The sequence below is a fragment of the Cellulomonas sp. P1_C4 genome, assembly GCF_056406355.1.
On the sequence record NZ_JBFUAI010000025.1, the window covers coordinates 33,158 to 55,715 of the forward strand.

25 protein-coding genes are annotated in these 22,558 nt (G+C 72.8%); 10 read left to right on the forward strand and 15 right to left on the reverse strand.

Annotated elements, in window-relative coordinates:
* Positions 1–27 precede the first annotated feature (27 nt).
* Positions 28–1,554: an outer membrane protein assembly factor BamB family protein gene (locus AC1DYZ_RS18140; protein WP_477066514.1), complete on the reverse strand. Its 1,527-nt coding sequence runs from the start codon at positions 1,552–1,554 to the stop codon at positions 28–30.
* Positions 1,555–1,597: 43 nt separating this feature from the next.
* Here AC1DYZ_RS18140 and AC1DYZ_RS18145 point away from each other — a divergent pair, with 43 nt between their 5' ends.
* The gene (locus AC1DYZ_RS18145) at positions 1,598–2,104 is read left to right on the forward strand and encodes an AAA family ATPase (protein ID WP_477066515.1); all 507 of its coding nucleotides are present in this window, start codon (positions 1,598–1,600) and stop codon (positions 2,102–2,104) included.
* Positions 2,105–2,115: 11 nt separating this feature from the next.
* Here the strand turns inward: AC1DYZ_RS18145 and AC1DYZ_RS18150 are convergent, their stop codons facing one another.
* The 7 genes from AC1DYZ_RS18150 to AC1DYZ_RS18180 all read right to left on the reverse strand — a co-directional run bounded on the left by AC1DYZ_RS18150 (position 2,116) and on the right by AC1DYZ_RS18180 (position 10,090).
* Positions 2,116–3,609: an outer membrane protein assembly factor BamB family protein gene (locus AC1DYZ_RS18150; RefSeq protein WP_477066516.1), complete on the reverse strand. Its 1,494-nt coding sequence runs from the start codon at positions 3,607–3,609 to the stop codon at positions 2,116–2,118.
* 38 nt (positions 3,610–3,647) lie between these two features.
* Complete coding sequence (locus AC1DYZ_RS18155) at positions 3,648–4,598, reverse strand: LLM class flavin-dependent oxidoreductase (protein ID WP_477066517.1); 951 nt, start codon at positions 4,596–4,598, stop codon at positions 3,648–3,650.
* Entirely contained in the window at positions 4,598–5,158 is a 561-nt protein-coding gene (locus tag AC1DYZ_RS18160; protein ID WP_477066518.1) for a sugar O-acetyltransferase, read from the reverse strand. Before AC1DYZ_RS18160 ends, AC1DYZ_RS18155 begins: the two co-directional genes overlap by 1 nt.
* Positions 5,155–7,137, reverse strand: a complete 1,983-nt coding sequence (locus tag AC1DYZ_RS18165) for a penicillin-binding transpeptidase domain-containing protein (RefSeq protein ID WP_477066519.1) — start codon at positions 7,135–7,137, stop codon at positions 5,155–5,157. Before AC1DYZ_RS18165 ends, AC1DYZ_RS18160 begins: the two co-directional genes overlap by 4 nt.
* Before the next feature lie 101 nt (positions 7,138–7,238).
* Positions 7,239–8,555 carry an FAD-binding oxidoreductase gene (locus tag AC1DYZ_RS18170; protein WP_477066520.1) on the reverse strand — a complete coding sequence of 439 codons (1,317 nt, stop codon included), beginning with the start codon at positions 8,553–8,555 and terminating at the stop codon, positions 7,239–7,241.
* Between the two features lie 99 nt (positions 8,556–8,654).
* A complete protein-coding gene (locus AC1DYZ_RS18175; protein WP_477066521.1) occupies positions 8,655–9,173 on the reverse strand; it encodes a TetR/AcrR family transcriptional regulator in 519 nt (172 codons plus the stop codon).
* A complete protein-coding gene (locus AC1DYZ_RS18180) occupies positions 9,173–10,090 on the reverse strand; it encodes an SDR family oxidoreductase (RefSeq protein ID WP_477066522.1) in 918 nt (305 codons plus the stop codon). Before AC1DYZ_RS18180 ends, AC1DYZ_RS18175 begins: the two co-directional genes overlap by 1 nt.
* 106 nt (positions 10,091–10,196) lie before the next feature.
* On the opposite strand from AC1DYZ_RS18180, the gene AC1DYZ_RS18185 reads away from it, so the two are divergent.
* From AC1DYZ_RS18185 to AC1DYZ_RS18205, 5 genes are all read left to right on the forward strand, one after another.
* Positions 10,197–11,036, forward strand: a complete 840-nt coding sequence (locus AC1DYZ_RS18185; RefSeq protein ID WP_477066523.1) for an aldo/keto reductase — start codon at positions 10,197–10,199, stop codon at positions 11,034–11,036.
* Positions 11,037–11,128: 92 nt separating this feature from the next.
* Complete coding sequence (locus AC1DYZ_RS18190) at positions 11,129–11,473, forward strand: YciI family protein (RefSeq protein ID WP_477066524.1); 345 nt, start codon at positions 11,129–11,131, stop codon at positions 11,471–11,473.
* Between the two features lie 13 nt (positions 11,474–11,486).
* Positions 11,487–12,710: an RNA polymerase sigma factor gene (locus tag AC1DYZ_RS18195; RefSeq protein WP_477066525.1), complete on the forward strand. Its 1,224-nt coding sequence runs from the start codon at positions 11,487–11,489 to the stop codon at positions 12,708–12,710.
* A gap of 48 nt (positions 12,711–12,758) precedes the next feature.
* Positions 12,759–13,076, forward strand: coding sequence for an ArsR/SmtB family transcription factor (locus AC1DYZ_RS18200; protein ID WP_477066526.1), 318 nt, complete (start codon positions 12,759–12,761; stop codon positions 13,074–13,076).
* The gene (locus AC1DYZ_RS18205) at positions 13,073–13,588 is read left to right on the forward strand and encodes an SRPBCC family protein (RefSeq protein ID WP_477066527.1); all 516 of its coding nucleotides are present in this window, start codon (positions 13,073–13,075) and stop codon (positions 13,586–13,588) included. The genes AC1DYZ_RS18200 and AC1DYZ_RS18205 overlap by 4 nt, the downstream gene beginning before the upstream one ends.
* On the opposite strand, the gene AC1DYZ_RS18210 is transcribed toward AC1DYZ_RS18205, so the two are convergent.
* Complete coding sequence (locus AC1DYZ_RS18210; RefSeq protein ID WP_477066528.1) at positions 13,551–14,192, reverse strand: GNAT family N-acetyltransferase; 642 nt, start codon at positions 14,190–14,192, stop codon at positions 13,551–13,553. The two genes, AC1DYZ_RS18205 and AC1DYZ_RS18210, sit on opposite strands and share 38 nt — an antisense overlap.
* A 28-nt stretch (positions 14,193–14,220) precedes the next feature.
* Between AC1DYZ_RS18210 and AC1DYZ_RS18215 the strand changes: the two genes are divergently transcribed.
* Positions 14,221–14,595, forward strand: coding sequence for a DUF5655 domain-containing protein (locus AC1DYZ_RS18215; protein ID WP_477066529.1), 375 nt, complete (start codon positions 14,221–14,223; stop codon positions 14,593–14,595).
* A gap of 2 nt (positions 14,596–14,597) precedes the next feature.
* On the opposite strand, the gene AC1DYZ_RS18220 is transcribed toward AC1DYZ_RS18215, so the two are convergent.
* Both AC1DYZ_RS18220 and AC1DYZ_RS18225 read right to left on the reverse strand, forming a co-directional pair.
* On the reverse strand, positions 14,598–15,833 hold the full coding sequence (locus AC1DYZ_RS18220; protein ID WP_477066530.1) for an RNA polymerase sigma factor: 1,236 nt from the start codon (positions 15,831–15,833) through the stop codon (positions 14,598–14,600).
* Positions 15,834–15,848: 15 nt separating this feature from the next.
* Positions 15,849–16,277 (reverse strand): YciI family protein, encoded by a 429-nt coding sequence (locus AC1DYZ_RS18225; RefSeq protein ID WP_477066531.1) that lies wholly within the window; start codon positions 16,275–16,277, stop codon positions 15,849–15,851.
* A gap of 134 nt (positions 16,278–16,411) precedes the next feature.
* Between AC1DYZ_RS18225 and AC1DYZ_RS18230 the strand changes: the two genes are divergently transcribed.
* Positions 16,412–17,056 carry a class I SAM-dependent methyltransferase gene (locus AC1DYZ_RS18230; RefSeq protein ID WP_477066532.1) on the forward strand — a complete coding sequence of 215 codons (645 nt, stop codon included), beginning with the start codon at positions 16,412–16,414 and terminating at the stop codon, positions 17,054–17,056.
* 47 nt (positions 17,057–17,103) lie between these two features.
* Here AC1DYZ_RS18230 and AC1DYZ_RS18235 read toward each other — a convergent pair whose 3' ends face one another.
* Both AC1DYZ_RS18235 and AC1DYZ_RS18240 read right to left on the reverse strand, forming a co-directional pair.
* Positions 17,104–18,984: an adenylyl cyclase gene (locus AC1DYZ_RS18235; protein ID WP_477066533.1), complete on the reverse strand. Its 1,881-nt coding sequence runs from the start codon at positions 18,982–18,984 to the stop codon at positions 17,104–17,106.
* 178 nt (positions 18,985–19,162) lie between these two features.
* Positions 19,163–19,693, reverse strand: a complete 531-nt coding sequence (locus AC1DYZ_RS18240; RefSeq protein WP_477066534.1) for a hypothetical protein — start codon at positions 19,691–19,693, stop codon at positions 19,163–19,165.
* A 210-nt stretch (positions 19,694–19,903) separates the two neighbouring features.
* Here AC1DYZ_RS18240 and AC1DYZ_RS18245 point away from each other — a divergent pair, with 210 nt between their 5' ends.
* Both AC1DYZ_RS18245 and AC1DYZ_RS18250 read left to right on the forward strand, forming a co-directional pair.
* On the forward strand, positions 19,904–20,314 hold the full coding sequence (locus tag AC1DYZ_RS18245) for a DUF6855 family protein (RefSeq protein ID WP_477066535.1): 411 nt from the start codon (positions 19,904–19,906) through the stop codon (positions 20,312–20,314).
* A gap of 387 nt (positions 20,315–20,701) precedes the next feature.
* Positions 20,702–21,268, forward strand: coding sequence for an SRPBCC family protein (locus AC1DYZ_RS18250; RefSeq protein ID WP_477066536.1), 567 nt, complete (start codon positions 20,702–20,704; stop codon positions 21,266–21,268).
* 100 nt (positions 21,269–21,368) lie between these two features.
* On the opposite strand, the gene AC1DYZ_RS18255 is transcribed toward AC1DYZ_RS18250, so the two are convergent.
* Both AC1DYZ_RS18255 and AC1DYZ_RS18260 read right to left on the reverse strand, forming a co-directional pair.
* Positions 21,369–21,782, reverse strand: a complete 414-nt coding sequence (locus tag AC1DYZ_RS18255; RefSeq protein WP_477066537.1) for a DUF3224 domain-containing protein — start codon at positions 21,780–21,782, stop codon at positions 21,369–21,371.
* A gap of 171 nt (positions 21,783–21,953) precedes the next feature.
* The coding region (locus AC1DYZ_RS18260) for an HNH endonuclease signature motif containing protein (RefSeq protein ID WP_477066538.1) at positions 21,954–22,558 on the reverse strand (605 nt) is incomplete at its 5' end.

Below are 22,558 nucleotides of genomic sequence, written 5' to 3' on the forward strand. Positions count from 1 at the left end.
GATGTCGGACCGTTCGACCCCGGTCCGTCAGCCGTCGCTCGTGAAGGCGACCAGTCCGCCGCTGCCGACGCCGAACAGCCGGTGGTCGACCACGGCCAAGCGCTGGACGGCGACCGGGATCGGCGCCTCCCAGTCCCGTCGGCCGTCGCGCAGGTCGTAGGACGCGACGACGCGGCCGGCGTCCGGGACTGACTCCAGCACGAGCAGGTGGCGGCCGTCGGTGACCAAGCTCAGGCCGTAGGGGAGCGTCGACAGCTGCCACAGCGGGCTTCCGGTGGCGGCGTCGAGGACCGTCAGGCCGTCGTCGGCCAGGCGGGCGACCGTGCCGTCCGCGACGACGAGGGCCAGCGTCGACCTCGGCGGCGAGGTCGCCCGCCAGCGCTGCATCCCCGTGGTCAGGTCGAGCGCGTCGAGCCGCTCGTCCGCCTGCACGAGCAGCGTGTCGGGCACGGTCCCGTCGTCGGTACCGACCCAGGCGAGGTACGACCGCCCCAGGTCGACGACGCGGCCCGTGTCCAGGTCGCGGACCTGCGTGACCAGGTCGCCATCGAGCGTCAAGCCGTGGCCGTTCCCTCGCCAGACGACCTCGCCGTCGAGCTCGTCGGCCACCGTCCCGTCGCCCGTGACCAGCGTGGTGGTCCCCAGCCACGCGACGGCGATCTCGTCGTCGAACGTCCGCACCACCGCGTAGGTCGACCCGGACCCGCCGGTCGGGCGGGGGACGTCCACGCTCCACCGTTGCGCGCCGGTGGACGGGTCGAGCCGCACGAGCGTCGCCGGGCCGTCCCCGGACTCCGGCGTCTCCGCGACGACCACGTCGCTGCCGACCGCGACGAAGGAGGCCCCGTCGGCGACCGGTCGGTCGAGCACCCTCTGGCCGGTGGCCGCCTCGAACGCACGCAGCCGGACGGCCGCGGGCTGGACCAGCGTGGTCGACGCGTCGACGTCCGTCGGCCGCCGCGGGTCGTCGGGGTCGCCGATCTGCCACCAGTCGGGCACCAGACACACGACGACGCCGCGCCCGGGCTCGGTCGTGGGCGCCGCGCAGGACGTCGGGTCGTCCGTGACGCGATTGTCGGGGTCCCCCAGGTCCGGGGCGGTCGAGAGCGCGGTGGCCCAGCGGTCGTCCCCGCTCGTCGCATCGAGGGCCCGCAGCGAGTTCCACGAGTCGCGCGTGTGCTCCCACAGGACCAGCACGTCGTCCCGGACCCACGCCCGTTCGGGGCCCGTGAGCGCGGCGGTGACCGATGCCGACGGGAGCGTCCACGCGACCCGCGGCGCGACGGGCATCGGTGCGAGGACCCCCGGCAGCAGGGCGAGTGCCTCGGTCCGCGCTCGGTCTGCCCGCACGGACAGCGTGACGGGAACGGCGACCGCGACCGCGGTGGCGACGACGGCCGCGGCCGCCACCAGCCGGTGCCGACGGACCCAGCCGAGCCCTCCCCGCGCACCGCGGGCGACGGCGCCGCGCGCACGGGCAACCTCGTCGACGGACGCCGAGGCGTCGTCGGGCTCGAGGAGCTCCACCTCCCCCATCCGGCCGTGCCGGGCCATAGGGACGACGGTACTCGGGGTCCCCGATGGCACGATCGTCGCCATGGACGTCGTGGCGCTCTCGGGAACGGTCGGCGTGGGCAAGACCACGGTGGCGGCGGCCCTCCGGCGAACCCTGCTGTCGCGGGGGAGGGAGGCGATGGAGCTCGACGTCGACGAGCTGGCCCACCGGACCCCGGCCCCGGCCGACGACCCCTTCAACGAGCGCGCGGTCCTCGCCCACCTCCGGGCGATGCGCGAGCACTGGCGGGAGGCCGAGATCGAGGTCCTGATCCTCCCGCGCGTCCTCGAGTACCCCTCGCAGCGCGACGACTACGCGGAGGCCCTCGGCACTCCGGTCCGCGTCGTGCGCCTCGACGCCCCGGCGGCCACCCGCCGAGACCGCCTGCTCGCCCGCCACGCGGCCGGCCCCGAACGCGACTGGCACCTCGCCCGCACCGACCCGCTCGCGGCCCTGCTGGAGGCCGTCGACGTCGACCTCGTCGTGGTCAACGACGGCCGCGCGCCGTGGGAGGTCGCCGAACAGATCGCGGACCGGCTCGGGTACTAGGGCACCGGTCCCTACCCGCCCGACGTGAAGGCGACGATCCCGGCGGAGCTCACGCCGAACAGCCGGTGATCGACGACCGCGATCGCCTCGAGACCCGAGGGTGCCTCCACAGTCCAGGCGCGCCGGCCGTCGCGCAGGTCGTAGGCGACCAGGGTGGTCCGGACCGGGTCGCCGCCGAGGACGATCAGATGGCGACCGTCGGTGACCAGGTTCTGGCTACCCTGCCCGTCCGTCCGGACGTGCCACGCCCGGACTCCGCTGCGCAGGTAGCGGACCTCGAGTGTGCCGTCGACGAGCGACGCGAGCCGGCCGTCGGCGATCAGCATCGTCGACCTCGCGTTCGACGTCGGCGTGGAGCCGGTCCACGCCGTTCCGCTCGTGACGTCGATGGCGCGCAGACCGTCGTCGTTCTGGAGCACCAGCAGGTCGGGCTCCGAGCCGTCGTCCGGGGTGATCCACGGGAAGGAGGACTCCGCGGTCTCGAGGCGCCGGCCGGTGTCGAGGTCGAGCAGCGCGGAGGAGTCGGCACCGGACGCCAGGTTGTGCCCGCGCTGTCGCCGAACCTGGTCGGTGTCGTAGTCCACCGACGCCGTCCCGTCGGCCGTGAACAGGTGCGTCTCACCGAGCCACCCGACGGCGATCCGGGCGCCGAACAGCTGGACGGCCGCGAACGCCGTCCCGATGGAGCCGGGATCGCGCAGGATGGTGGCTCTCCAGCGTTCCGCCCCCGTGGTCGGATCGAGGCGCGACAGGCTCGACCTGTCCGCCACCAACGACGCCGTCTGGGCGATCACGACGTCACCGCCGAGGGCCACGACCGAGGTGTGGTCGGCCACCTGTTCGTCCCGCACGACCGCGCCGGTCGCGACATCGAAGGTCCGCAGGCGCAGGGCCGTCGGCACCACCAGCGTGGCGTTCCCGTCCCCGCCCGTGCCGAGCATCCACGCGTCCGGCACCAGGCAGACGACGACGGTGTCGCCCGGCGCCGAGCAGGTCGTCGGGTCGTCGACGGAGAGGTACGGCGGATCACCCAGGTTCGGGGCCGTCGTGAGCGACGCCCTCCAGAGCTCGACCCCAGTGTCGGCGTCGACCGCTCGCAGCGACTGGCGCAGGTCGGCCGACTGGTCCCACAGGATGAGGACGCCGTCGCGGATCCACGCTCGGTCGGGGATACCCAGCACGTAGTCACCCGGCGCAGATCGCGACGCCCACGCCACCGAGGGCGGGCCCTGCATGGGCGCGACCACCGTGGGCAGGGCCGCGAGAGCCGTGGCGCGCTCTCGCCCGGCGTGTGCCGAGCTGGCGACGGGAACCGCGGTCGCGACGACGAGCGCGGCGACGATCGCTCCGGCGAGGACCCGATGGTGCCGGACCCACTCGAGACCGTCGCGAGCCGTGTCGCGGACGGCGGAGCGGGCTCGGTCGACCTCGTCGACGGTCACGGTCGCGGCTGGGTCGCCGGGCTCGACGAGCTCGACCTGCGCCATGTCGCCGCGGTGCGCCATGCTCGGACGCTACCCGCAGCGGGCATCGGCGGCGGCGATCACAGCACCCGCGCGAGGTCCTCCAGCGCCGCCATCGGGTCCGCGCCCACCGGGATCAGCACGGTCGTCGTGACGCCCGCGTCGTGCAGCTCGCCGATCCGCTTCCTCGCCCCGTCCACGGTCCCGACGACCGCGAGCTGGTCGACCCACTCGTCAGGCAGCGCGGCCGCGAAGGCGGGGCGGTCGGTCGCCGCGGCGCGCAGGGCGCGGAACTCGTCGGCGAACGGCAGCGGGGCGATGTGCACGTCCCAGTCGGGCTCCCCGATCCACTCCAGCGCGGGCCGGACGGCGTCGCGCGCGGTGGCTGCGGAGTCGTCGACAGCCGCGACGCAGTACGCCACGATCCGGTGCTCGCGCGTCGGGGCGATGTGCCGGAGCGCCTCGGCCACGTACTCGGGGGTGACCGGCTCGGCCAGGATCGTGCCGTCCGCCGACCGGCCCGCGAGCGCGAGCGACTTCGGGCCGCGCACACCTGCCAGGACCCGGGGCACAGTGTTCGGCGCCGCGCTCAGCTCGACGCCGTCGAGGTTCACGTACCGCCCGTGCGCGTCGAGCGAGCCTCCGCGCAGCACGGCGCGCACGGCGTCGAGGTGCTCGCCGAGCATGGTCAGCGGGCTCTGGGGCCAGGCGTTCACCTGCCGCATCCAGCCGGGCATCCCGTGCCCGATGCCGACGTCGACCCGGCCGGGGAAGAGGTCCGCCAGCGTCGCGGCCTCCATCGCCGTGAACGCCGCGTTGCGCACCGCGGCGGGCAGGATGCCGATGCCCACCCGGATGCGCTCGGTCATCGCGAGCGCCGCCGCGGCCTGCGCGACGCCCCCACGGAAGAAGCAGTCCTCGACCACCCAGAGCTCGTCGAACCCGAGCGCCTCCGCGCGCTGCGCGAACGGCCGGAACTGCCCCGCGGGCAGGTCCCGCGGGAGCATGACGCCGACGGCACGCTCGGTCATCAGATCTCCTTGATCACCCGCGCGGGGTTGCCCACCGCGACGACGTTGGCGGGCAGGTCCTTGGTCACGACGGCGCCCGCACCGACCACCGTGTTGTCGCCGATGGTCACACCCGGGCAGACGATGACCCCGCCGCCCAGCCAGACGTTGTTGCCGATGGTGATCGGCTTGGCGGCCTCGAGCTTCGCGCGCCGCGGTTCCGGGTCGACCGGGTGGATCGGGGTCAGCAGCTGGACGTTCGGGCCGATCTTGGTGTCGTCGCCGATGCGGATGTGCGCGACGTCGAGCGCGACCAGCCCGAAGTTCACGAACGACCGCGCGCCGAGATGCAGGTGCACGCCGAGGTCCACGTACAGCGGCGGCCGGATCCAGGAGCCCTCGCCCAGCGAGCCGAGCAGCTCGCGCAGGCGGTCGCCCGCATCCGCGTCACCGCTGCGGACGGCCTCCGCAAACCGCTCGGCGCGTGCCTGCGCCGCGCTCGTGAGGGCGCTGATCTCGGCGTCGGCCTCGTACCAGTCGCCGGCGACCATCCGTTCGTACTGCGTGCGGGAGTCCGTCATGACCCCTGGGCCGCCCGGAGGAACTGCTCGAGCAGCGGCCCGGCGGTGGTCGACCCGTAGTCGCCCACGTCGACGAACACCGCCGCGGCCAGGTCGCCCTGGATCGCGATCATCCACACGTGGTTCTGCAGGTTCCCGGCGTCGCCGAACTGCGCGGTGCCGGTCTTGGCCGCCACCTCGGCGCCGGGCACGTCCTGCAGGAACGTGGCGCCGCCCTCGGTGACCACGCCACGCATGAGCTCGTGCAGCGTGGTCGCCTCGGCGGCCGTCAGCGGCTTGATGGGCCGAGGGGTCTCGGTCGGGGGCGCTGCCGTCGACGTCGACTCGGTCGGCTCGGGTGTCGCAGCGCCCTCGACCGGAACCACGAGCCGGGGGACGACGGTGGCACCGTGCGCGACCGACGCGGCGACCGTCGCCATGCCGAGCGGGGACGCGAGCACGCGACCCTGCCCGATCATCGAGGCGGCGTGGTCGGTGCCGTCCGAGTCGCCCGGGACGTCGCCGAGGAAGGCGGGGAACCCGAGCGTCGCGTGCGGGTCGAGGCCGAGCGAGCCGGCGGCGTCGATGAGAGCGTCCTGGTCGGCCGAGTCGCGCGCCGAGATGAACGCCGTGTTGCACGAGTTGGCGAAGGCGGTCCGCAGCGCGATGGTGCCCAGCTTGTCCGTCGGGTACTCGGGGAAGTTGGTGAAGTTCCGGCCGTCGACCGAGACCGTCTCGGGGCACGTCACGTCGCTGTCGGGGGTCAGCCCGGATCGCAGCAGGGCCAAGGCCGAGGCCACCTTGAACGTGGAGCCGGGCGCGAACTGGCCCAGCGTGGCGGTGGACATCCCCTCGCCGCCGGCGCCGCTGGCCGCGGCGAGCACGTCACCGGTCGACGGGCGGATCGCGACGATCGCGCTGGCCGGCCCGACGTTCGCGAGCACGTCCTCGGCCGCGTTCTGCAGCGGGACGTCGAGCGTGGTGGTCAGCGGCGTGCCGGGCGTGGGCGCGACGTCGTAGAGCTGCCGCGGCGAGCTCCCGTCGGCCTGCGCGGCCGTGATGGTCAGGCCCGGCAACCCGCGCAGCTGCGCGTCGTACTGCCGCTGGAGGCCGGACAGGCCCGCCAGGTCGCCCGCCGCCACGGCGCCGTCCGACTTCTCGACGATCTCCGCCGTCGCCTCGCCGACCGACCCGAGGATCGGCCGGGCGAACCGCCGGCTGGGCGCCAGCGGCAGCGTCCCGACGACGTCGTTGACCCCCTCCATGCTGGACAGGTGGCCGACGTCGTACGCGGGATCACCGTCGCGGACCGTGATCGCCTCGACGAACGCCTTCTCACCGGCCGCCGCCACCTTCGCCGCGTAGGCGTCCTGGTCGGCACCGAGCGCCCAGGCGAGCGCCCGGGCCGCGGTGTCCTGGTTCTCGGGTGCCACACGGGTCTTGTCGATCCCTAGGCGGTGCACCGTGCGCGGCTCGACGATGACGGCACCGTCGGCCCCGAGGACGTTCGCGCGATCGGCGCGCGTGCGCTTCACGGAGAGCACCTCGCCCGCCGTGAGGTCCGGCGCCAGGAGCGTCGGCGCCCACGCGGCGTGCCAGACGTCCTCGTCGTCGCGGGTCAGGCGCGCGTGCGTCTCGTACGTCCAGTCGGCGTCGCTCTGGTCGACGTCCCACGTGAAGCCGAGCGTGGCCGTCGCGGTGTCCTCGTCCTTCTCGTCCACCGTGGCGGCGACGACCTTGACCTGGGGCTCCCACGGCGCCAGACCCTCGTACGCGGCCGCGCGCGCCGACGTCGCGGCCGTGACGTCGTCCTGTCCGCCGGTGAACGGCGCCTGGGAGAAGTCGCCCGACGCCAGAGCGGCGGCGAGGGCCTTCGTGGCGCTCTCCGGGCCGGGCGGCTCGGCCGAGCACGCCGTCAGCMCCGCGGCCACGAGCAGCAGCGCCGCCCCGCCGCCCGCCAGCCGGCGCCAGGCCACCGTCCGTTCACCTGCGAACGTCATGCTGTCCTCTCGTTCTGCTCCATCAACGCCCCGAGAGCGTGTCATCACCAGGTACCTCGCCGTGGGCGAACCGTAGAGCCTTCACGACTCCTCCCCAGCCGTCAGCCGAAGACGCCCGCGGGGTCGTACGCCTGCCGCACCCGGGCCAGCCGCTCGGTGGTCGCACCCTCCCACACCGGGGTGCCCGCGCCGGCGAAGTTCGGGTTCAGCTCGGCCGCCGTCCAGGGCCGCACCGCCTCCGCGACCGCGTCCGCCGCCGTCGGCATGGAGGTCGCGAACTGGGTCGGGTCGACCCCGACCAGGGCGAGGGTGAACGCCGCCCCGCGACCCGCGACGGCGGAGCCGCCCGGGACGTCCACCGCCATGGGCCCCGCGACGTGCCGCAGCTCGGCGGCGATGAACGGGTGCTCCGCGCCGGGCCCGACGAGCCCGAGCCACGCCGTGGCCAGGTCGTCGTCGGCGTGGGTCAGCATGATGCCGCGGACCCAGCTGGGCCCCGGCTCGGTGGGGTCGTTGTGGATCTCCGCGACGCGCGACACGGGCAGCACGCCGACGGTGTCCGCCAGGGTCGGGGCGAGCGCGCGCAGGGGTGCGGCGAGGGCCTCGCCGGTCGCCTCGTCGCCGGGCCGGGCGAACCGGAGCACCAGCACGGTCTTGCCCCGCAGGAACGGGGGCACGGCGTCGAACGGCGGGAAGCCGATGATCGCCGCGCTCGTGGTCGTGCCCGGGTCCGCGGTCGCCGTCCACGCCAACCAGCCGCGCAGGGCGACCTCGATGTGCTCGGCGTCGAAGAACAAGGAACCGGCGTACAGCGACGGCATCGCGACGAGCCCCAGCCGGAGCTGCGTCACCACGCCGAGCCCGTGCTGGCCGCCGCGGAGCGCCCAGAACAGGTCGGAGTGCTCGTCGGCCGACGCCTCGACCACCTCGCCCGCCCCGGTGACGACCGTGAGCGACTCGATCCGGTCGGCGCTGAAGCCGTGGCTGCGCGCGAACGGTCCGAGGCCGCCGCCGAGCAGGTAGCCGACCACGCCGACGCCGGTGGACGACCCGGCGATCGGCGCGAGCCCGTGGGCGTCCGCGACGGGGATGACGTCGGTCCAGCGCGAGCCGGCGCCGATGGTCGCGACCCTCGTCGTCGGGTCCACCGTCACGCCGCTGAGCCGATGCGTCGTGAGCAGGACCCCGGAGGTCACCGGCGTCCTCGCCCCGTGACCGGTGGCCAGGACGGCGACGCGGACGCCCTGGTCGGCAGCCCAGCGGACCGTCTCGACCACGTCCTGCGTGCTGGAGGCCCCGACCGCCACGTCCGGGGAATGGACCACGGCGCGGTTGTGCGCGGCGACCTCGTCGGCGAAGCCGGCGTCGTCCGGGAGCAGCACGGGTCCGATGACTCGGGAGGCGAGCGGATGGGACATGCCAACAGCTCCTTGCAGATCGGGGTCAGAGGCAGGCTGCCACGAGCACTACCGCGGGAGCACGACCTTTCCACGGACCACCGACAGGCCGTCGAGGGGTCAGCCGACGAGCAGGCCGACCGCCCGGCGCACGTCCGCCCGCACGTGCTCCGGGTCGCCCGACGCCCCCAGCGTCACCCCGTGCACCAGCCCCAGCACCTGTCCGAGCAACCGGTCCGCCGCCCAGGTGTCGTCATCGCGCGCCTCCCGCAGCGCCGCCACCTTCCGCTCGTGCGACGCCACCGACTGCGGCAGCCGGGCGAGCACACCGGGCCGCTCGAGGTTGTGCCAGAGCAGCAGCCGCACCAGGGACGGGTGTGCGAGGTTGAAGTCGAGCACCCGCACGGCGTAGCCGGGCAGGTCCGCGGCGTCGAACGGCACGGCGTCGAGCAGCTGCTCGATCCGGTCCTCGACCACCCGGTCGAACAGCTCGTCCTTGCTGCCGAAGTAGGCGTAGATCCGCTGCTTGTTCGCGCCCGCCCGCTCCGCGATCCGGTCCACGCGCGCCCCGGCCAGCCCGCGCTCGGCGAACTCGTCGGCCGCCGCGTCGAGGATCCGGCGCKGGGTGTCCGCGGCCATCACGCCGGCAGGGCCGTCCCCGTGAGGTCCTCGGAGACCGCCCACAGGCGTGCCGCGGTGTCCTCGTCGCGCATCCGGCGGTTGAGCTTGGCGGGACCGGTGGGGCCGACCAGCCCGAAGCGACCCGACGGGCCGTAGTAGCCGCCCTCGGCCGCGAGCGGGTCGGCGGCCGCGAACAGCATCGGCTCGGCGCCCTCGGGCGGCAGCTGGGACGGGACGAAGGGCAGGCTGCCGATGGGCGACCGGTGGATCGTGTCGCGGCCGAGCGACGCGCCGGCGGTCTGCAGGTTGGTCTGCGTGAAGCCAGGGTGCGCGGCGTTGCTCATCAGCGGCCATCCACGCTGCGCGGAGACCCGCGCCAGGTGCCGGGCCAGCAGGAGGTCGGCCAGCTTGGACTGCGCGTACGACCGGGTCGGGCTGTACCGGCGCCGCGTCCACTGCAGGTCGTCGAACCGGATGCGGCCCACGTTCGCCACGCCGCTGCTCATCGTCGTGACGCGGGGTGCCGGCGACGCGAGCAGCAGCGGGAGCAGCTGGTTGGTCAGCGCGAACGGGCCGAGGTAGTTGCTGCCCATCTGCAGCTCGAAGCCGTCCTCGGTCTCGAACCGCCTGGTCGGGGCCATCACGCCGGCGTTGTTGACCAGGGTGTCGAGGTGCGGGAGGTCGCGGCCCAGGGCGTCGGCGAACGCCTGCACCGATGCCAGCGACGCGAGGTCGACGATCCGCACCTGGGCCGACGCGTCCGGGTGGGCCGCCAGGATCTCCGCGAGTGCCTTCTCGCCCTTCTCGGCGTTGCGGACGGCGAGCACCACGTGGGCGCCCGCGGCGGCCAGCCGCTCGGCGGCCTCCCGGCCGGTGCCGCTGTTGGCGCCGGTGACGACGACGGTGCGTCCGGTCTGGTCGGGCACTGCGTACATCTGAGGCTCCTCGCCAAGAACAACCAACTAGTTAGTTGGCAACCTGTCACGCATCCCCGCCCCCGTCAAGAGGCAGCCGCGACCCTGAGAGGGTCGAATAGGAGGCATGAACACCACCGTTCCGACCATCCGCCTGAACAACGGCGTCGAGATCCCGCAGCTGGGCTTCGGCGTCTTCCAGATCGACCCGGCCGAGACCAAGGACGCGGTCCTGCAGGCCTTCGAGGTGGGCTACCGCCACATCGACACGGCGCAGATGTACAAGAACGAGCAGGGCGTCGGCGAGGCCGTCGCCGCGTCCGGCCTGTCCCGCGACGAGGTCTTCATCACCAGCAAGCTCAACAACGACGCGCACGACCCCGAGGACGCCGCGATCGCGTTCGACCTGACGCTCGACACGCTCGGCCTCGACCACGTCGACCTGTTCCTCATCCACTGGCCGATCGCCATGGTCAGCGACTTCGTCGAGACCTGGAAGGCGATGGAGGACTTCTACCGGTCCGGCCGCGCCAAGGCGATCGGTGTCTCCAACTTCCAGCCGCACCACCTGCGTCGCCTCAACGCCGAGACCACGATCACGCCGGCCGTCAACCAGGTCGAGGTGCACCCCTACCTGACGCAGGAGGAGGTGCGGGCGTTCGACACCGAGCACGGCATCGCTACCGAGGCGTGGAGCCCGATCGCGCAGGGCAAGGTGCTCGACGACCCGATCATCGTGCGCATCGCCGAGTCGCTGGGGAAGACTCCCGCGCAGGTCACGCTGCGCTGGCACCTGCAGCGCGGCGACATCGTGTTCCCCAAGTCGGTGACCCGCAGCCGCATCGAGGAGAACTTCGCGCTCTTCGACTTCGAGCTGAGCGACGTCGACCTGGCGGACATCTCCAGCCTCAACCGGGACGAGCGCACAGGCCCGAACCCGGACACGTTCGACTACGTGCCTCGGTAGATTTCGAGGACCCTGTCGATCCGGCTGCTCACCGTTCGTACAGACGGTGAGCAGCCGGACCGACGCCGGCGCCGAGCACTGAGGAGGACGCCATGAGCCACTACCTGCTGAGCGTGATGGAGCCCGCCGGGCCGATGCCCGACCCCGAGTTCCTCGAGCCGATCTTCAAGGCCGTCGGGGCCGTCGACCAGGCCATGAGGGACGCCGGCATCTGGGTCTACGCGGGCGGCCTGCACGACCCCAGCACCGCGACGGTCCTGCGCGCGAAGGACGGCGACGTCGTGACCACGGACGGCCCGTTCGTCGAGGCCAAGGAGCACCTGGGCGGCTTCACGATCGTCGACGTCGACGACCTCGACGCGGCGCTCGACTGGGGCCGCCAGCTCGCGGTCGCGACGACGCTGCCCATCGAGGTTCGGCCGTTCCGCTACCAGTGACGGATTTCGACCAGTGACGGCTTTCGACGAGGACGCCGTCGCCGGCGTGTTCCGCGCCGAGCACGGCCGCGCCGTCGCCGTCCTGACCCGGACCTTCGGCGACCTCGACGTCGCCGAGGAGGCCGTGCAGGAGGCATTCGTCGCGGCCGTGCAGCACTGGCCCGTCGACGGGCTCCCGCCGAGCCCAGCCGGCTGGATCATCACCACGGCCAAGCGCAAGGCCATCGATCGGCTGCGGCGGGAGGCCTCGCGCGACGACCGGCACGCGCAGGCCGCGCTCCTGCACGAGCGCGAGGAACCCGTGGAGGTGGGGCCCGTGCGCGACGACCGGCTCCGCCTGGTGTTCACGTGCTGCCACCCGGCCCTGTCGGTCGAGGCCCAGGTGGCGCTCACGCTGCGGCTGCTGGGCGGCCTGACCACCGAGGAGATCGCGCGGGCGTTCCTGGTGCCGGAGCCGACGATGGCGCAGCGGCTGGTGCGCGCCAAAGGCAAGATCCGCGACGCCCGGATCCCGTACCGGATCCCCCGCGACGCCGACCTGCCCGACCGCCTGCGTGCCGTGCTGGCCGTGGTCTACCTCGTGTTCACCACGGGCTCCGCCGCCCTCGTGCGCGAGGACCTCTGCGCCGAGGCGATCCGGCTGGGCCGCGTGCTGGTCGAGCTCATGCCCGACGAGCCCGAGGCCCTCGGCCTGCTGGCGCTGATGCTGCTGACCGACGCCCGCCGCGACGCCCGGGTCTCGACCGACGGGTCTCTCGTCCTGCTGAGGGACCAGGACCGCTCACGATGGGACGCCGGGGAGCTGGAGGAGGGCCGCGACCTCGTGCGCCGCTGCCTTCGTCGCGACCACCTCGGTCCCTACCAGCTGCAGGCCGCGATGCAGGCCGTGCACAGCGAGCCGGCCGGCACCGACTGGCGGCAGATCGTCATCCTCTACGACCAGCTCATGTCGATCGCGCCGAGCCCCGTCGTCGCGCTGAACCGCGCGGTCGCGGTCGCCGAGCTGGACGGGCCGGCCGCGGGGCTGGCGCTCGTCGACGGCCTGCCGCTGGACCACTTCTACCTCTTCCACGCGGTCCGCGCGGACCTCTTGAGACGCCTGGACCGGCCCTCCGAAGCAGCGGACGCGTACGACCGCGCATCCGCGCGCACGTCGAACGACGCCGAGCGCGCGTTCCTGGCGCGCGCCCGGGACGCTCTCGGCGCGGCCGGGAGTCCATCACCGCGCTCCCCGTGACCTTCCGTAGCCTTGCGGTTACGTAACAAGGTCGGTACGTTCGGCCCTGTGGATGCCGTCCTACAAGCCGTCGCCGACCCGAGCCGCCGCACCGTGCTCGAGATCCTCCGCCGACATCCGGCAACGGCCGGAGAGCTGGCGGCGGCGCTGCCCATCGCGCGGCCGGGGGTGTCCAGGCACCTCCGCGTGCTGCGCGAGGCCGGACTCGTCGAGGTCCGGCAGGAGTCGCAGCGCCGGATCTACACCCTGCGCCCCGAGCCGCTGGTCGAGGTGGACCAGTGGTTGGAGGGGTACCGCGCGCTCTGGCAGAACCGGCTCGACGCGCTGCACACCGAGATCGCCCGGGGAAAGAAGGCAGCACCGTGAAGCTCATCGCCACCTTGCACGCGCTCGACGAAGCGCACGGCGCGGTCCGGGTCGAAGACGTCTTCGACACCGACATCGACGACCTGTGGGAGGCATGCACCGCACCCGAACGGCTCGCGCGCTGGATCGCCGAGGTGTCCGGCGACCTGGGTGTCGGCGGCGAGTTCCGCGCCCGCTTCACCAGCGGCTGGGAAGGCACGGGCCGCGTCGAGGTGTGCGAGCCACCGCGGCGACTGGTGGTGCGGACCAGGGAGCAGGACGACGAGGAGGACACCCTCGTCGAGGCGACGCTGACCTCTGTGGGCGACAAGACGATCCTGGTGGTCGAGGAACGCGGACTGCCCGTCGACGACCTCGCGGCCTACGGCGCCGGATGGCAGGTGCACCTCGAGGACCTCTCCGCCGACCTCGCGGGCCGTGGCCGCGGGGACCTCAAGACCCGCTGGGACGAGCTGGTGCCCGCCTATCGGCAGCTCACCCCAGCCGGGCCACCAGCCCCGCGCGCACCGTGAACCACTCCGCGGCGACGATCGAGAAGTAGGCGGTGTCCCGCGGGGTGCCGTCGGTCGCGACCGTGTGCACGCGTCGCACGCCCTCGAACCGGCCGCCGATCCGCTCGATCGCCTTGCGCGACGCGGCGTTGCGGGCGTCGGTCTTCAGGGTCACCCGCAGCGAGCGCCACGTCTCGAACGCGTGCGTGAGCAGGAGCAGCTTGGCCTCGGTGTTGATCGCCGTCCGCTGCGCCGACGCCGCGTACCAGGTGCTCCCGATCTCGGCGACGGACGGCGGGTTGTCGTCGCTGGGCACTCCGCCGACGCCGATCCCGGGCGGCCACGGAGCAGGGTCCTGGAACACCTCGAGGTCGAGGAAGCGCGTGCTCCCGACGAGCACGTCGTCGGCCAGCCGCCGTACCGCGAACGGCACCGCGCGCCCGGAGGCCGCGTGCTCGAGCGCCGCGTCGACGTACGCCGCCGTGTCGGACTGCCCCTCGGGCACCCACGTGAACCCGTAGCTCCCGCGCTCCTCGGCGGCGGCGGCCGCGAGACCGTCGACGTGCGCGTGATCCAGCGGTTCGAGCCGGACGTGCCGACCGGTGAGCGTGAAGGGCTCGATCATGCGGCTCATCCTGGCGCAGGATGGGTCCATGGACGAGCGGGTCTGGACCGTGGACGACCACCTGAAGGACGCCGACCCGGCGCACGTCGAGCTGTGGCGGGCGTTCGCCGCGCTGGTCGAGTCCACGGGACCGGTCACCTACGCCGTGTCCAAGACCACGATCACCTTCAAGGGTCCGCGCCGCGGTTTCGCCGGCGCGCGCCCCACCCGACAGGGCGTCGACGGCTACCTCGACACGATGCGGCCGCTGGACGGGGACCCTCGGATCCTCCGCTCGGCGCCGTACCTCAAGCGCCTGCACGTCAACCACTTCCGGATCCGCACGCTCGCCGACCTCGACGACACGTTCGCCGGCTGGGTGCGGGAGGCGTCCGCCGTGGGGGCAGGCGCCCATCTGTCCTGACGTCAGCCGCTCCCTGCGACGGTTGCCGAACGGGCCATGAGCAGGTTGCGTTCTCGCCTCGTGGGGGCCAGGGCCGCGGCGCGCTCGAGCTCGTCCGCGGCCTCCTCGGTGCGCCCGAGCCGGATGAGCACGTCCGCGCGGACGGCGCCGTAGAGGTGGTAGCGGGCGAGCCGCGGGTCGTCGCGGATGGCGTCGAGGGCCACCATCGCCGCCTCCGGTCCGTCGGCGTACATCACCGCGACCGCGCGGTTGAGCTCGACCACCGGCGACGGCGTCAGCTGTGCGAGGGCGTCGTACAGCGCGGCGATCGCCTCCCAGTCGGTGTCCTGGAACGTCCGGGCACGGCTGTGGCACGCGGCGATCGCCGCCTGGACCGTGTACGCCCCGAGTGGCCGCCCCAGGGTCGTCGCGCGGTCCAGCGACCGGAGCCCGTGCTCGATCAGGGCACTGTCCCACCGCGTGCGGTCCTGGTCGGGCAGCAGCACCCCGTCGCCGCGCGCGTCGAAGCGCGAGGCCTGCAGCTCCATGAGGGCGACGAGGCCGTGCACCTCCGGCTCCCGCGGCAGCAGCCCCGCGAGCACGCGGCCCAGCCGCATCGCCTCGTCGGCCAGGTCTCGACGCACCCACCGTTCGCCGCTGGTCGCGGCGTGCCCCTCGGTGAAGATCAGGTAGACCACCTCGAGCACGGAGCCGAGCCGAGCGGGCATCTGGTCGGCCTGCGGCACCTCGAACGGGACGTGCGCCTCCGCCAGCGTGCGCTTGGCGCGAGAGATGCGCTGGCCGATCGTCGGCGACGGCACCAGGTAGGCGCGGGCGATCTCGTCCGTGGTCAGGCCGCCGAACAACCGCAGGGTCAGGGCGATCCGCGACTCACGCGGCAGCACCGGGTGGCACGTGAGGAAGACGAGGGACAGCAGGTCGTCGCGGATCGGCTCGTCGACGATCCGGTCCGCCGCCGCCTCGTCGGTGAGCTCGTGCGCGAGGACCGCGTACTTGGCGTCCCGGTTCTGCTCGCGCCGGATCAGGTCGATGCCCCGGTGCCGCGCGGTCACCATCAGCCACGCGCCGGGCTGGTTCGGGACCCCGGTCGTCGGCCACTGCTCGAGCGCCGCGACGAACGCGTCCTGTGCGAGCTCCTCGGCCAGCCCCACGTCCCGGACCAGGCGGGTGAGCGAGGCGATGAGCCGTGGGGACTCGATCCGCCAGATGACCTCGACGGTGCGTCGCGCGTCGGTCATCGCCCCGCTCCCTCGTCAGGCTTGCGACGTCTTCAGGCGGTCGACGATCGCCTGCTCCCGCTCGAGCACCTCGGGCGAGACCACCTTGGCGAAGTCCTCCATCTCGAAGAACGGCCGGATCTCGAGCACGGAGACCATGCCCTCGGTGGTCGGACACCGCTTGGCCCACTCGACGGCCTCGTCGAGCGAGCTGACCTGCCAGATCCAGTAGCCCGCGACGATCTCCTTGGCCTCGGCGAACGGCCCGTCGACCACCGACGTCTCGTGCCCGTCGAAGACGAGCTTCACGCCGGCGCTGCTCGGCTGGAGACCCTCGCCGCCGAGCATGATCCCGGCGTTCACCAGCTCCTCGTTGTAGACGTTCATCACCCGGAACATCTCGTCGGTGGGCGCGACCTTGCCCTCGTCCGCGCCGGAACCCTTGATCATGACCAGGACCTTCATGGCTGTCTCCTTCGACTCGAGTGCCCGCTCGACGCTAGTGCCGAGCCGGGGCCTTCACCAGGTCGTCGAACGGGCACCGGCTGCTTCGACACGGAGCGCCGACGAGTTTCGCGGCACCGTCCTACGGTGGACGGATGACCGCACCCGACGAGCTCTCCGGCATCGCGCGGTTCTGGGACGACGCCGCCGCCGCGTTCGACGACGAGCCCGACCACGGCCTGCGTGACGCCGGGACCCGCGCGGCCTGGGCGTCGCGGGTGGCGGGGTGGCTGCCCGCCGGTCCGTGGGACGTGCTCGACCTCGGCTGCGGCACGGGGTCGCTGGCCGCGCTCCTCGCCCAGGCGGGTCACCGGGTGACGGGCGTCGATGTCGCCCCGCTCATGATCGAGCGCGCCCGGGCCAAGCTGGCCGCCGCCGGGTTGCCGGCGACGTTCGTCGTCGGCGACGCTGCCCACCCGCCCGGCGACGAGGTCGACGTCGTGCTCGCGCGCCACCTGCTCTGGACCCTGCCGGACCCGCGGGCGGCACTCGCCCGATGGGTGTCCCTCGTCCGTCCCGGCGGGGCGCTTGTCCTGATCGAGGGCCGCTGGTCGACGGGTTCCTCGTACACCGCCGACGCGCCGGCCCTCCCCTGGGACGGTGGCGTCACCGCGGCCGAGCTGGTCGACGCCGTCCGCCCGCTCGTCGCCGGGCTGCGGGTCGAGCCACTGAGCGACGACGACGCCCTGTGGGGCGGACCGGTCACGGACGAGCGGTACGCGCTGGTCGCGAAGGTCTGAGACGCGACGAGGGGCCCGACCGTCGGCCGGGCCCCTCGTCTGTCAGCTCACGGCGCCGGGTACTCCAGCACCACGCTCGGACCCTGGAAGGCCGGCGTCACGGGGTCGCCCGTGTCGTTGACCACGTGGTCGATCGTGCCGGCCTTGTTGAGCGAGACGGTCAGGATGTTGTGCAGCTTCACGCCCGGCGTGACCGGCACCTCGTACGCCCGGGTGGCGTGCAGGGTCGGGTTCACGTTGGTGTAGATGTAGCTGCCCATGCCCCAGGCCTCGTGGGTCGTGACCTTGTCGCCCACCTTGTAGGCGGCCCAGCCGTCGACCCCGTCGTGCTGCCAGGACGCCTGGTCGGGCGCGTCGTACGGCAGCTCGTTCTGGAACATGATCGTCTTGCCGCGCTCGCCGTTCCAGATCACGTTGTACTTCTGGAAGTGCTCGGAGAACAGGCCGGTCGCGGTGACGTCGTTGCCGTTGACCAGCACCCCGGTGTCGGCCGTGTTGATCGTCCAGCCGACGCCCGTGCCGTGGTCGGCCCGCCAGGCCCAGGTGTGGTCGATGATCGTCTGGTTCGTGTTGACCACCAGGCTGTTGGTCGCCCTGCCCACGTGCTCGCCGCCGATGCGGAAGAACACGTCCTGCACGGCCGTCGGGGTGTTCGCGCTGCTCAACCGGGGCTTCTTGAGCTTGCCGTCCAGCGTCGAGAGCTTGGTGCCCAGCTGCAGGAGCGCCGGCGAGTTCGTCGGCCCCGCGTCGAACATCAAACCCGCGATGTCGATGCCGGGCACGTCGAGCGTCTGCATGGCCACGACGCCGTTGTCGGGGACGATCGTCGCCAGGCCCAGCCCGAGCACGACCGCGTTGGGCCAGAGCACGTTGAGGGTCTTGTCGACGTGGTAGACGCCCGGCGTGAACAGCACGTTCTTGCCGACGGCCAGCGCCGTGTTGATCGTCGACGCGCTGTCACCGGGCTTCGCGACGAAGAAGCTGTTCAGCGGCAGCGACCTGCCCGGCGTGCTTCCGCCGGCCCACGTCGTGCCCGTGGTGTTCGTCTGCGCCGACGGGACGAAGACCTTGTACTTCCCCTTGGCGTCGACGTACAGGTACGGCTTCTCGCGTGAAGCCGGGTTGGTGTCCAGCGTCGTGTACTTGTTGGCCACGAAGTCCGTCGCGGGCGCGCCCTGCACCCCGGCGAACACCTGGTTCCACACGCTGTTGGTCCAGGTGGCCACCGAGCTGTTCCGGACCAGGAACTGCTGCTGGCTGCCGTTGATCACCAGGGGCAGCGCCGAGTCGGCGATGAAGCCGCCCGAGGCGTACTGCGGCCCGGCGGTGCAGTAGTCCATGAGGCTCACGTTGGCGCCCGTCACGCTCACGCGCCGCATCGGCGCCGCCTGGGAGACCGCCCAGAAGTTCGCGCCCGCTCGGCAGCCGTCCGCGTTGCCGGCCTGGAACTGGATGCTCAGGTTGGACAGCGAGCGCCAGAAGTTCACCAGGGCGGTGCAATCGGGGGCACCCTCGGGCGTCGTGAAGCACTGGTTGTAGACCTCGATCGCGCCGTTGATGACGACGTCGCCGGGGTTCTGGCCCAGGCCCGCGACCTCGGTGAAGTAGCCGACCTGGAAGCGCAGGGGCTGCTCGGCGGTGCCGTAGGTGCCGGGCTTGAACAGGAGCGCGTAGCGGCCGTCGCCGAACTGCGCCGGGACCTGCTGCGCCGCGATCGCGTCGACCTTCGCCTGGATCTCGGCGATCGGCTGGCTGGGGTCGAACACGATGACGTTCGGGCCCAGGTCGACGGCGGGCGGCGACGCCTGCGCCGGGGCCGCGAGCAGCGGCACGAGCGCGAGGCTCAGGCCGGCGACGACGGCCGCGGCCGCTCGCCTGCGGCGGGGAGCCGCCTGATTCGGACCATGCTGACGCCTACGAAGGAGCATGAGGGAGGACCTTTCTCCGCACAGGGCACGCCGCAGGGACGGGCCCTCGCGCGCGAGGAGGCACCGTCGTTGGCGCCGTGCACCGGACTTTTTGTTGCCGGCCAGGACAAAACGTACAGGTCTAGTGACTCGTGTCAACCCTGACAGGGCTGTAAGTCTTTTCCCGTTATTCCCGGTTTCAGCTCCGCACGGGCGTCGCGGCGAGCCGTCCGATCCACGCGGGCGTCAGCTCACCCCGACCGCGGTCCGTCACCACGCGCAGCCGCGCGGCCGCCACGTCCGACCGGTGCACCGCGAGCGCGGGGCTCGCCGCGGACGGCCGGACCGGACCGGAGCCGTCCGCCGCCACGAACTCGGCGTAGTCAGCGGCCCCCCCATCCTCCAGCGCCTGCAGCACGTCGAGCGACAGCCCCGCGAGGAACGCGTCGTCGTCGGCACTGGCCAGCGGCGACGACGCCAGCAGCGCGAGCGCCTCGAGGCCGACGGACCGCTTCGTGTCGTCGTCGTCGAACGCGAGATCGACGGCCCACTGCACGCGGGCCCACCACTGCGCCCGCGCGTCCGCGCCGGTGCGCTGCCGGACCGTGAGGATGCCGACGATGAGGGCGCCGATCGCGCCGATCGCGGCCACCAGCGGGCCCAGGGTCGCGACGACCACGTACCAGGGCTCCTCCGTCGTCACGCTCATCAGCCCTGCGACCACCGTCATCCCCCGCATCCGTCGTCGGCACCGCTGGCGACAGTAGCGGGAGGGACCGACGACCGCCCGGGTCGGTCGAACGTCGCGGCGAGCTCTCCGACGCTGTGCTCGCCGGTGAGCAGCGCATCCAGAACGTCCTACCGGTCGACTCTGGGCTGTTCGTCGGTGCCCGACCGGTCGATAGTGGTCGTGGGGTTCGCGAGCTCGAAGGAGAGACCGATGGCCGGCACCGGCACCAAGGACGACCCGTGGCAGCTCACGACCGCGCCGGGCTCGTCGGCCTACACGATGTACCGGGACGAGTCCGCCGACCCCCCGGCGCTCGTCTGCCAGGTCGGGTCGACCACCTTGAAGTACCACCTGCGCGCGGTCGACGATCTGCACGCCTGGCTCGTCGAGCAGGGCGACTGGGTGCCGCTCGGTGCGGCCGACGAGCAGAAGCCCGCCGCCGCCGGGAGCGTCGAGGCCTGGGGTCGCGACGAGGGCAACCCGGTCGGCGGCTGGTACGGGCTACGCAAGGGCTACCGCGGACGGTTCGGCATGTACCTGCCGCCGCTGCTCGAGGCGCTCGGGCTCGTCGAGCTCACCCACGACGCCCGCAACAACCGGGTCCGCGCGATCCGCGACTGAGGTCCGCTCAGGAGCCGACGGGCGCGCCTGCGCGTGCTCGTCGTCCAGCCGGGCTCCGCGGACGGCCGAGGCGGCCGTGACCGCGGACGTCAGGACGAGCGCGACACCGGCGACGAGCACGGCTGCGCCGTAGCCCAGCGCGTCGTCCAGCAGACCGCGTCACCGAGCAGACCGCGTCACCGAGCAGACCGCGTCACCGAGCAGACCGCGTCTCCCAGCAGACCGCGTCTCCCAGCAGACCGCCCAGCGGTGCCGCGACCACGATCATCGCCCGGTTCACCAAGCGCGTCGTCGCGGTCGTCCGCCCGCCACTGAGCGTCCGCTGAGAGGTCGGAGCGCCGAGGCCGTCGTGCCGCCTAGCGTGAGGGAACCGACGACAGGGAACTCATGAGCATCGCGACGGCCTGGGGCGTGACCCACGACGAACGGCAGCGCGAGTATCCGTGCGACCTCCTGATGCCCTCGCCGGCCGGCCGTCTGCTGCGGGCCGTCGACGCCGCGGCCCCCACCGACGTCGTGTTCCGATGGCTCTGCCAGTTCCGCGCCGCTCCGTACAGCTACGACTGGATCGACAACGGCGGCCGACGCAGCCCGCGGGTGCCGTTGCCGTGGTGCTGGGACCTCCAGGCCGGACAGACGTTCTCCCGCATCTTCACGCTCGACTCGTTCGTGACCGACCAGCACCTCACGGTCCGCATGATGCCGGGGACCGGCACGCGATTGTTCGGCGACGTCGCCATCACCTACGCCGTCGTGCCGGTGGCTCCAGCGCGCTCCCGGATCGTGGCGGTGATCCGCTTCGGCCGGCCGTCCACCCGGGCGGGCGCCGTCCGAACGTGGCTGCTGACGTGGGGCGACCTCGTCATGATGCGCAAGCAGCTCCGCACCTTCGCGGCCCTCGCCGAGGCCGAGCACACCGCCATGTCCCTGGATCGACCGCGTCCGGGCACGTAGCCGGACCACGGCGACGCGGACCTCTGTGCGGGATGACGCCCAACCACCTGCGGGCGAGCCGGGGGCCTGTGGTCGATCATCCCAGCCGGGCTGAGGCCAATCACTCCCCGCCGAGCGTGTACTCGAGCCGCAACCAGTGCGTGCCGTCCGGTTCGACGCCCATCACACCCATGCCCGCGATCTCCGCCAGCTCGCCGGTGCCGCTCGAGGGCACGACGACCAGGTGCTCGTCGAACCGGTCGGTCCCGTGCGTCGACGCGGCGTGCACGTAGTTGAACGACCCGGAGCGTCCGCCCAGTGAGCCCTCGAACGACTCCATCGCCACGTAGGTGCCGACACCGCGCTCGGGGTCGAACGCCGACGTGAACAGGGTCGTCGACCGACCCTCGATCCCACCCGCATAAACCTTGGCCATCGTGGCGACGCCAACGGCCAGAGCCGTGGTGACTGGCTGCTCCTGCTCGATCGGCACCCCGGCAAACCCGCTGGTCGTGAACGTTCCTTCGCTGAGCATGTCCGCACGCTAGCGACGAGCGCCGACACGCAGCTGGCGGCAACCCAGGCCCGCGATCACGACCTCCGATGGGCCGACGGCCTGCGCAAACCGGCTCACGACAACCTGGGCCGCGGGCCGGCCCAGACCGGGGGACGCCAGCAGGCGACGTGATCGTTGCGCAAGTGTGGGTCAGAAGGGTGGGTCGCCGAGGTCCGAGCGTGGCGGTGGTGGTGGTCGGTGTTCGAGCGCCTTGGGGCTGACGTAGACCGGGATGGGGTGTCGGGCGTAGGTCAGTCCGTGCCGGTCGGTCCAGGTGGAGACCCCGGTGGTGGGGTTGTAGGTGACGTTCCACCAGCCTTCGGTCTTGGCTTGGTGGTGGTGTTTGCACAGGGCGTGCAGGTTCGCCTCGCAGGTCTGCGGGTCGTGCCCGTCGAGGCCGGTCTGCGGGTCGTGCCCGTGGAGGTCGGCGTGTGGTGCGCCGACCTCGGAGGGTGGTGCGCTCTGGGTGGGTGGTCGGTGGTGGTCGTAGGGGATGCGGTGGTCGATCTCGCAGCGGGTGGCGGGTTGTCGGCAGCCGGGGAAGGTGCAGGTCACGTCCCGGGCTTGGATGGTGCGGGTCAGGTCCGCGCCGGGCCGATACGCGGTGGTGCCGACGGAGCAGACCTGCCCGGTGCCCGGGTCGGTGAGCACCCTGCGCCAGGTGGCGTCTTGGGCGAGCTCGCGGGCGACCTGCGCCGGGATCGGCCCGTAGGAGCCGAGGAACCCGGGGGCGTCGTCCCGGCCGAGCAGGGTGG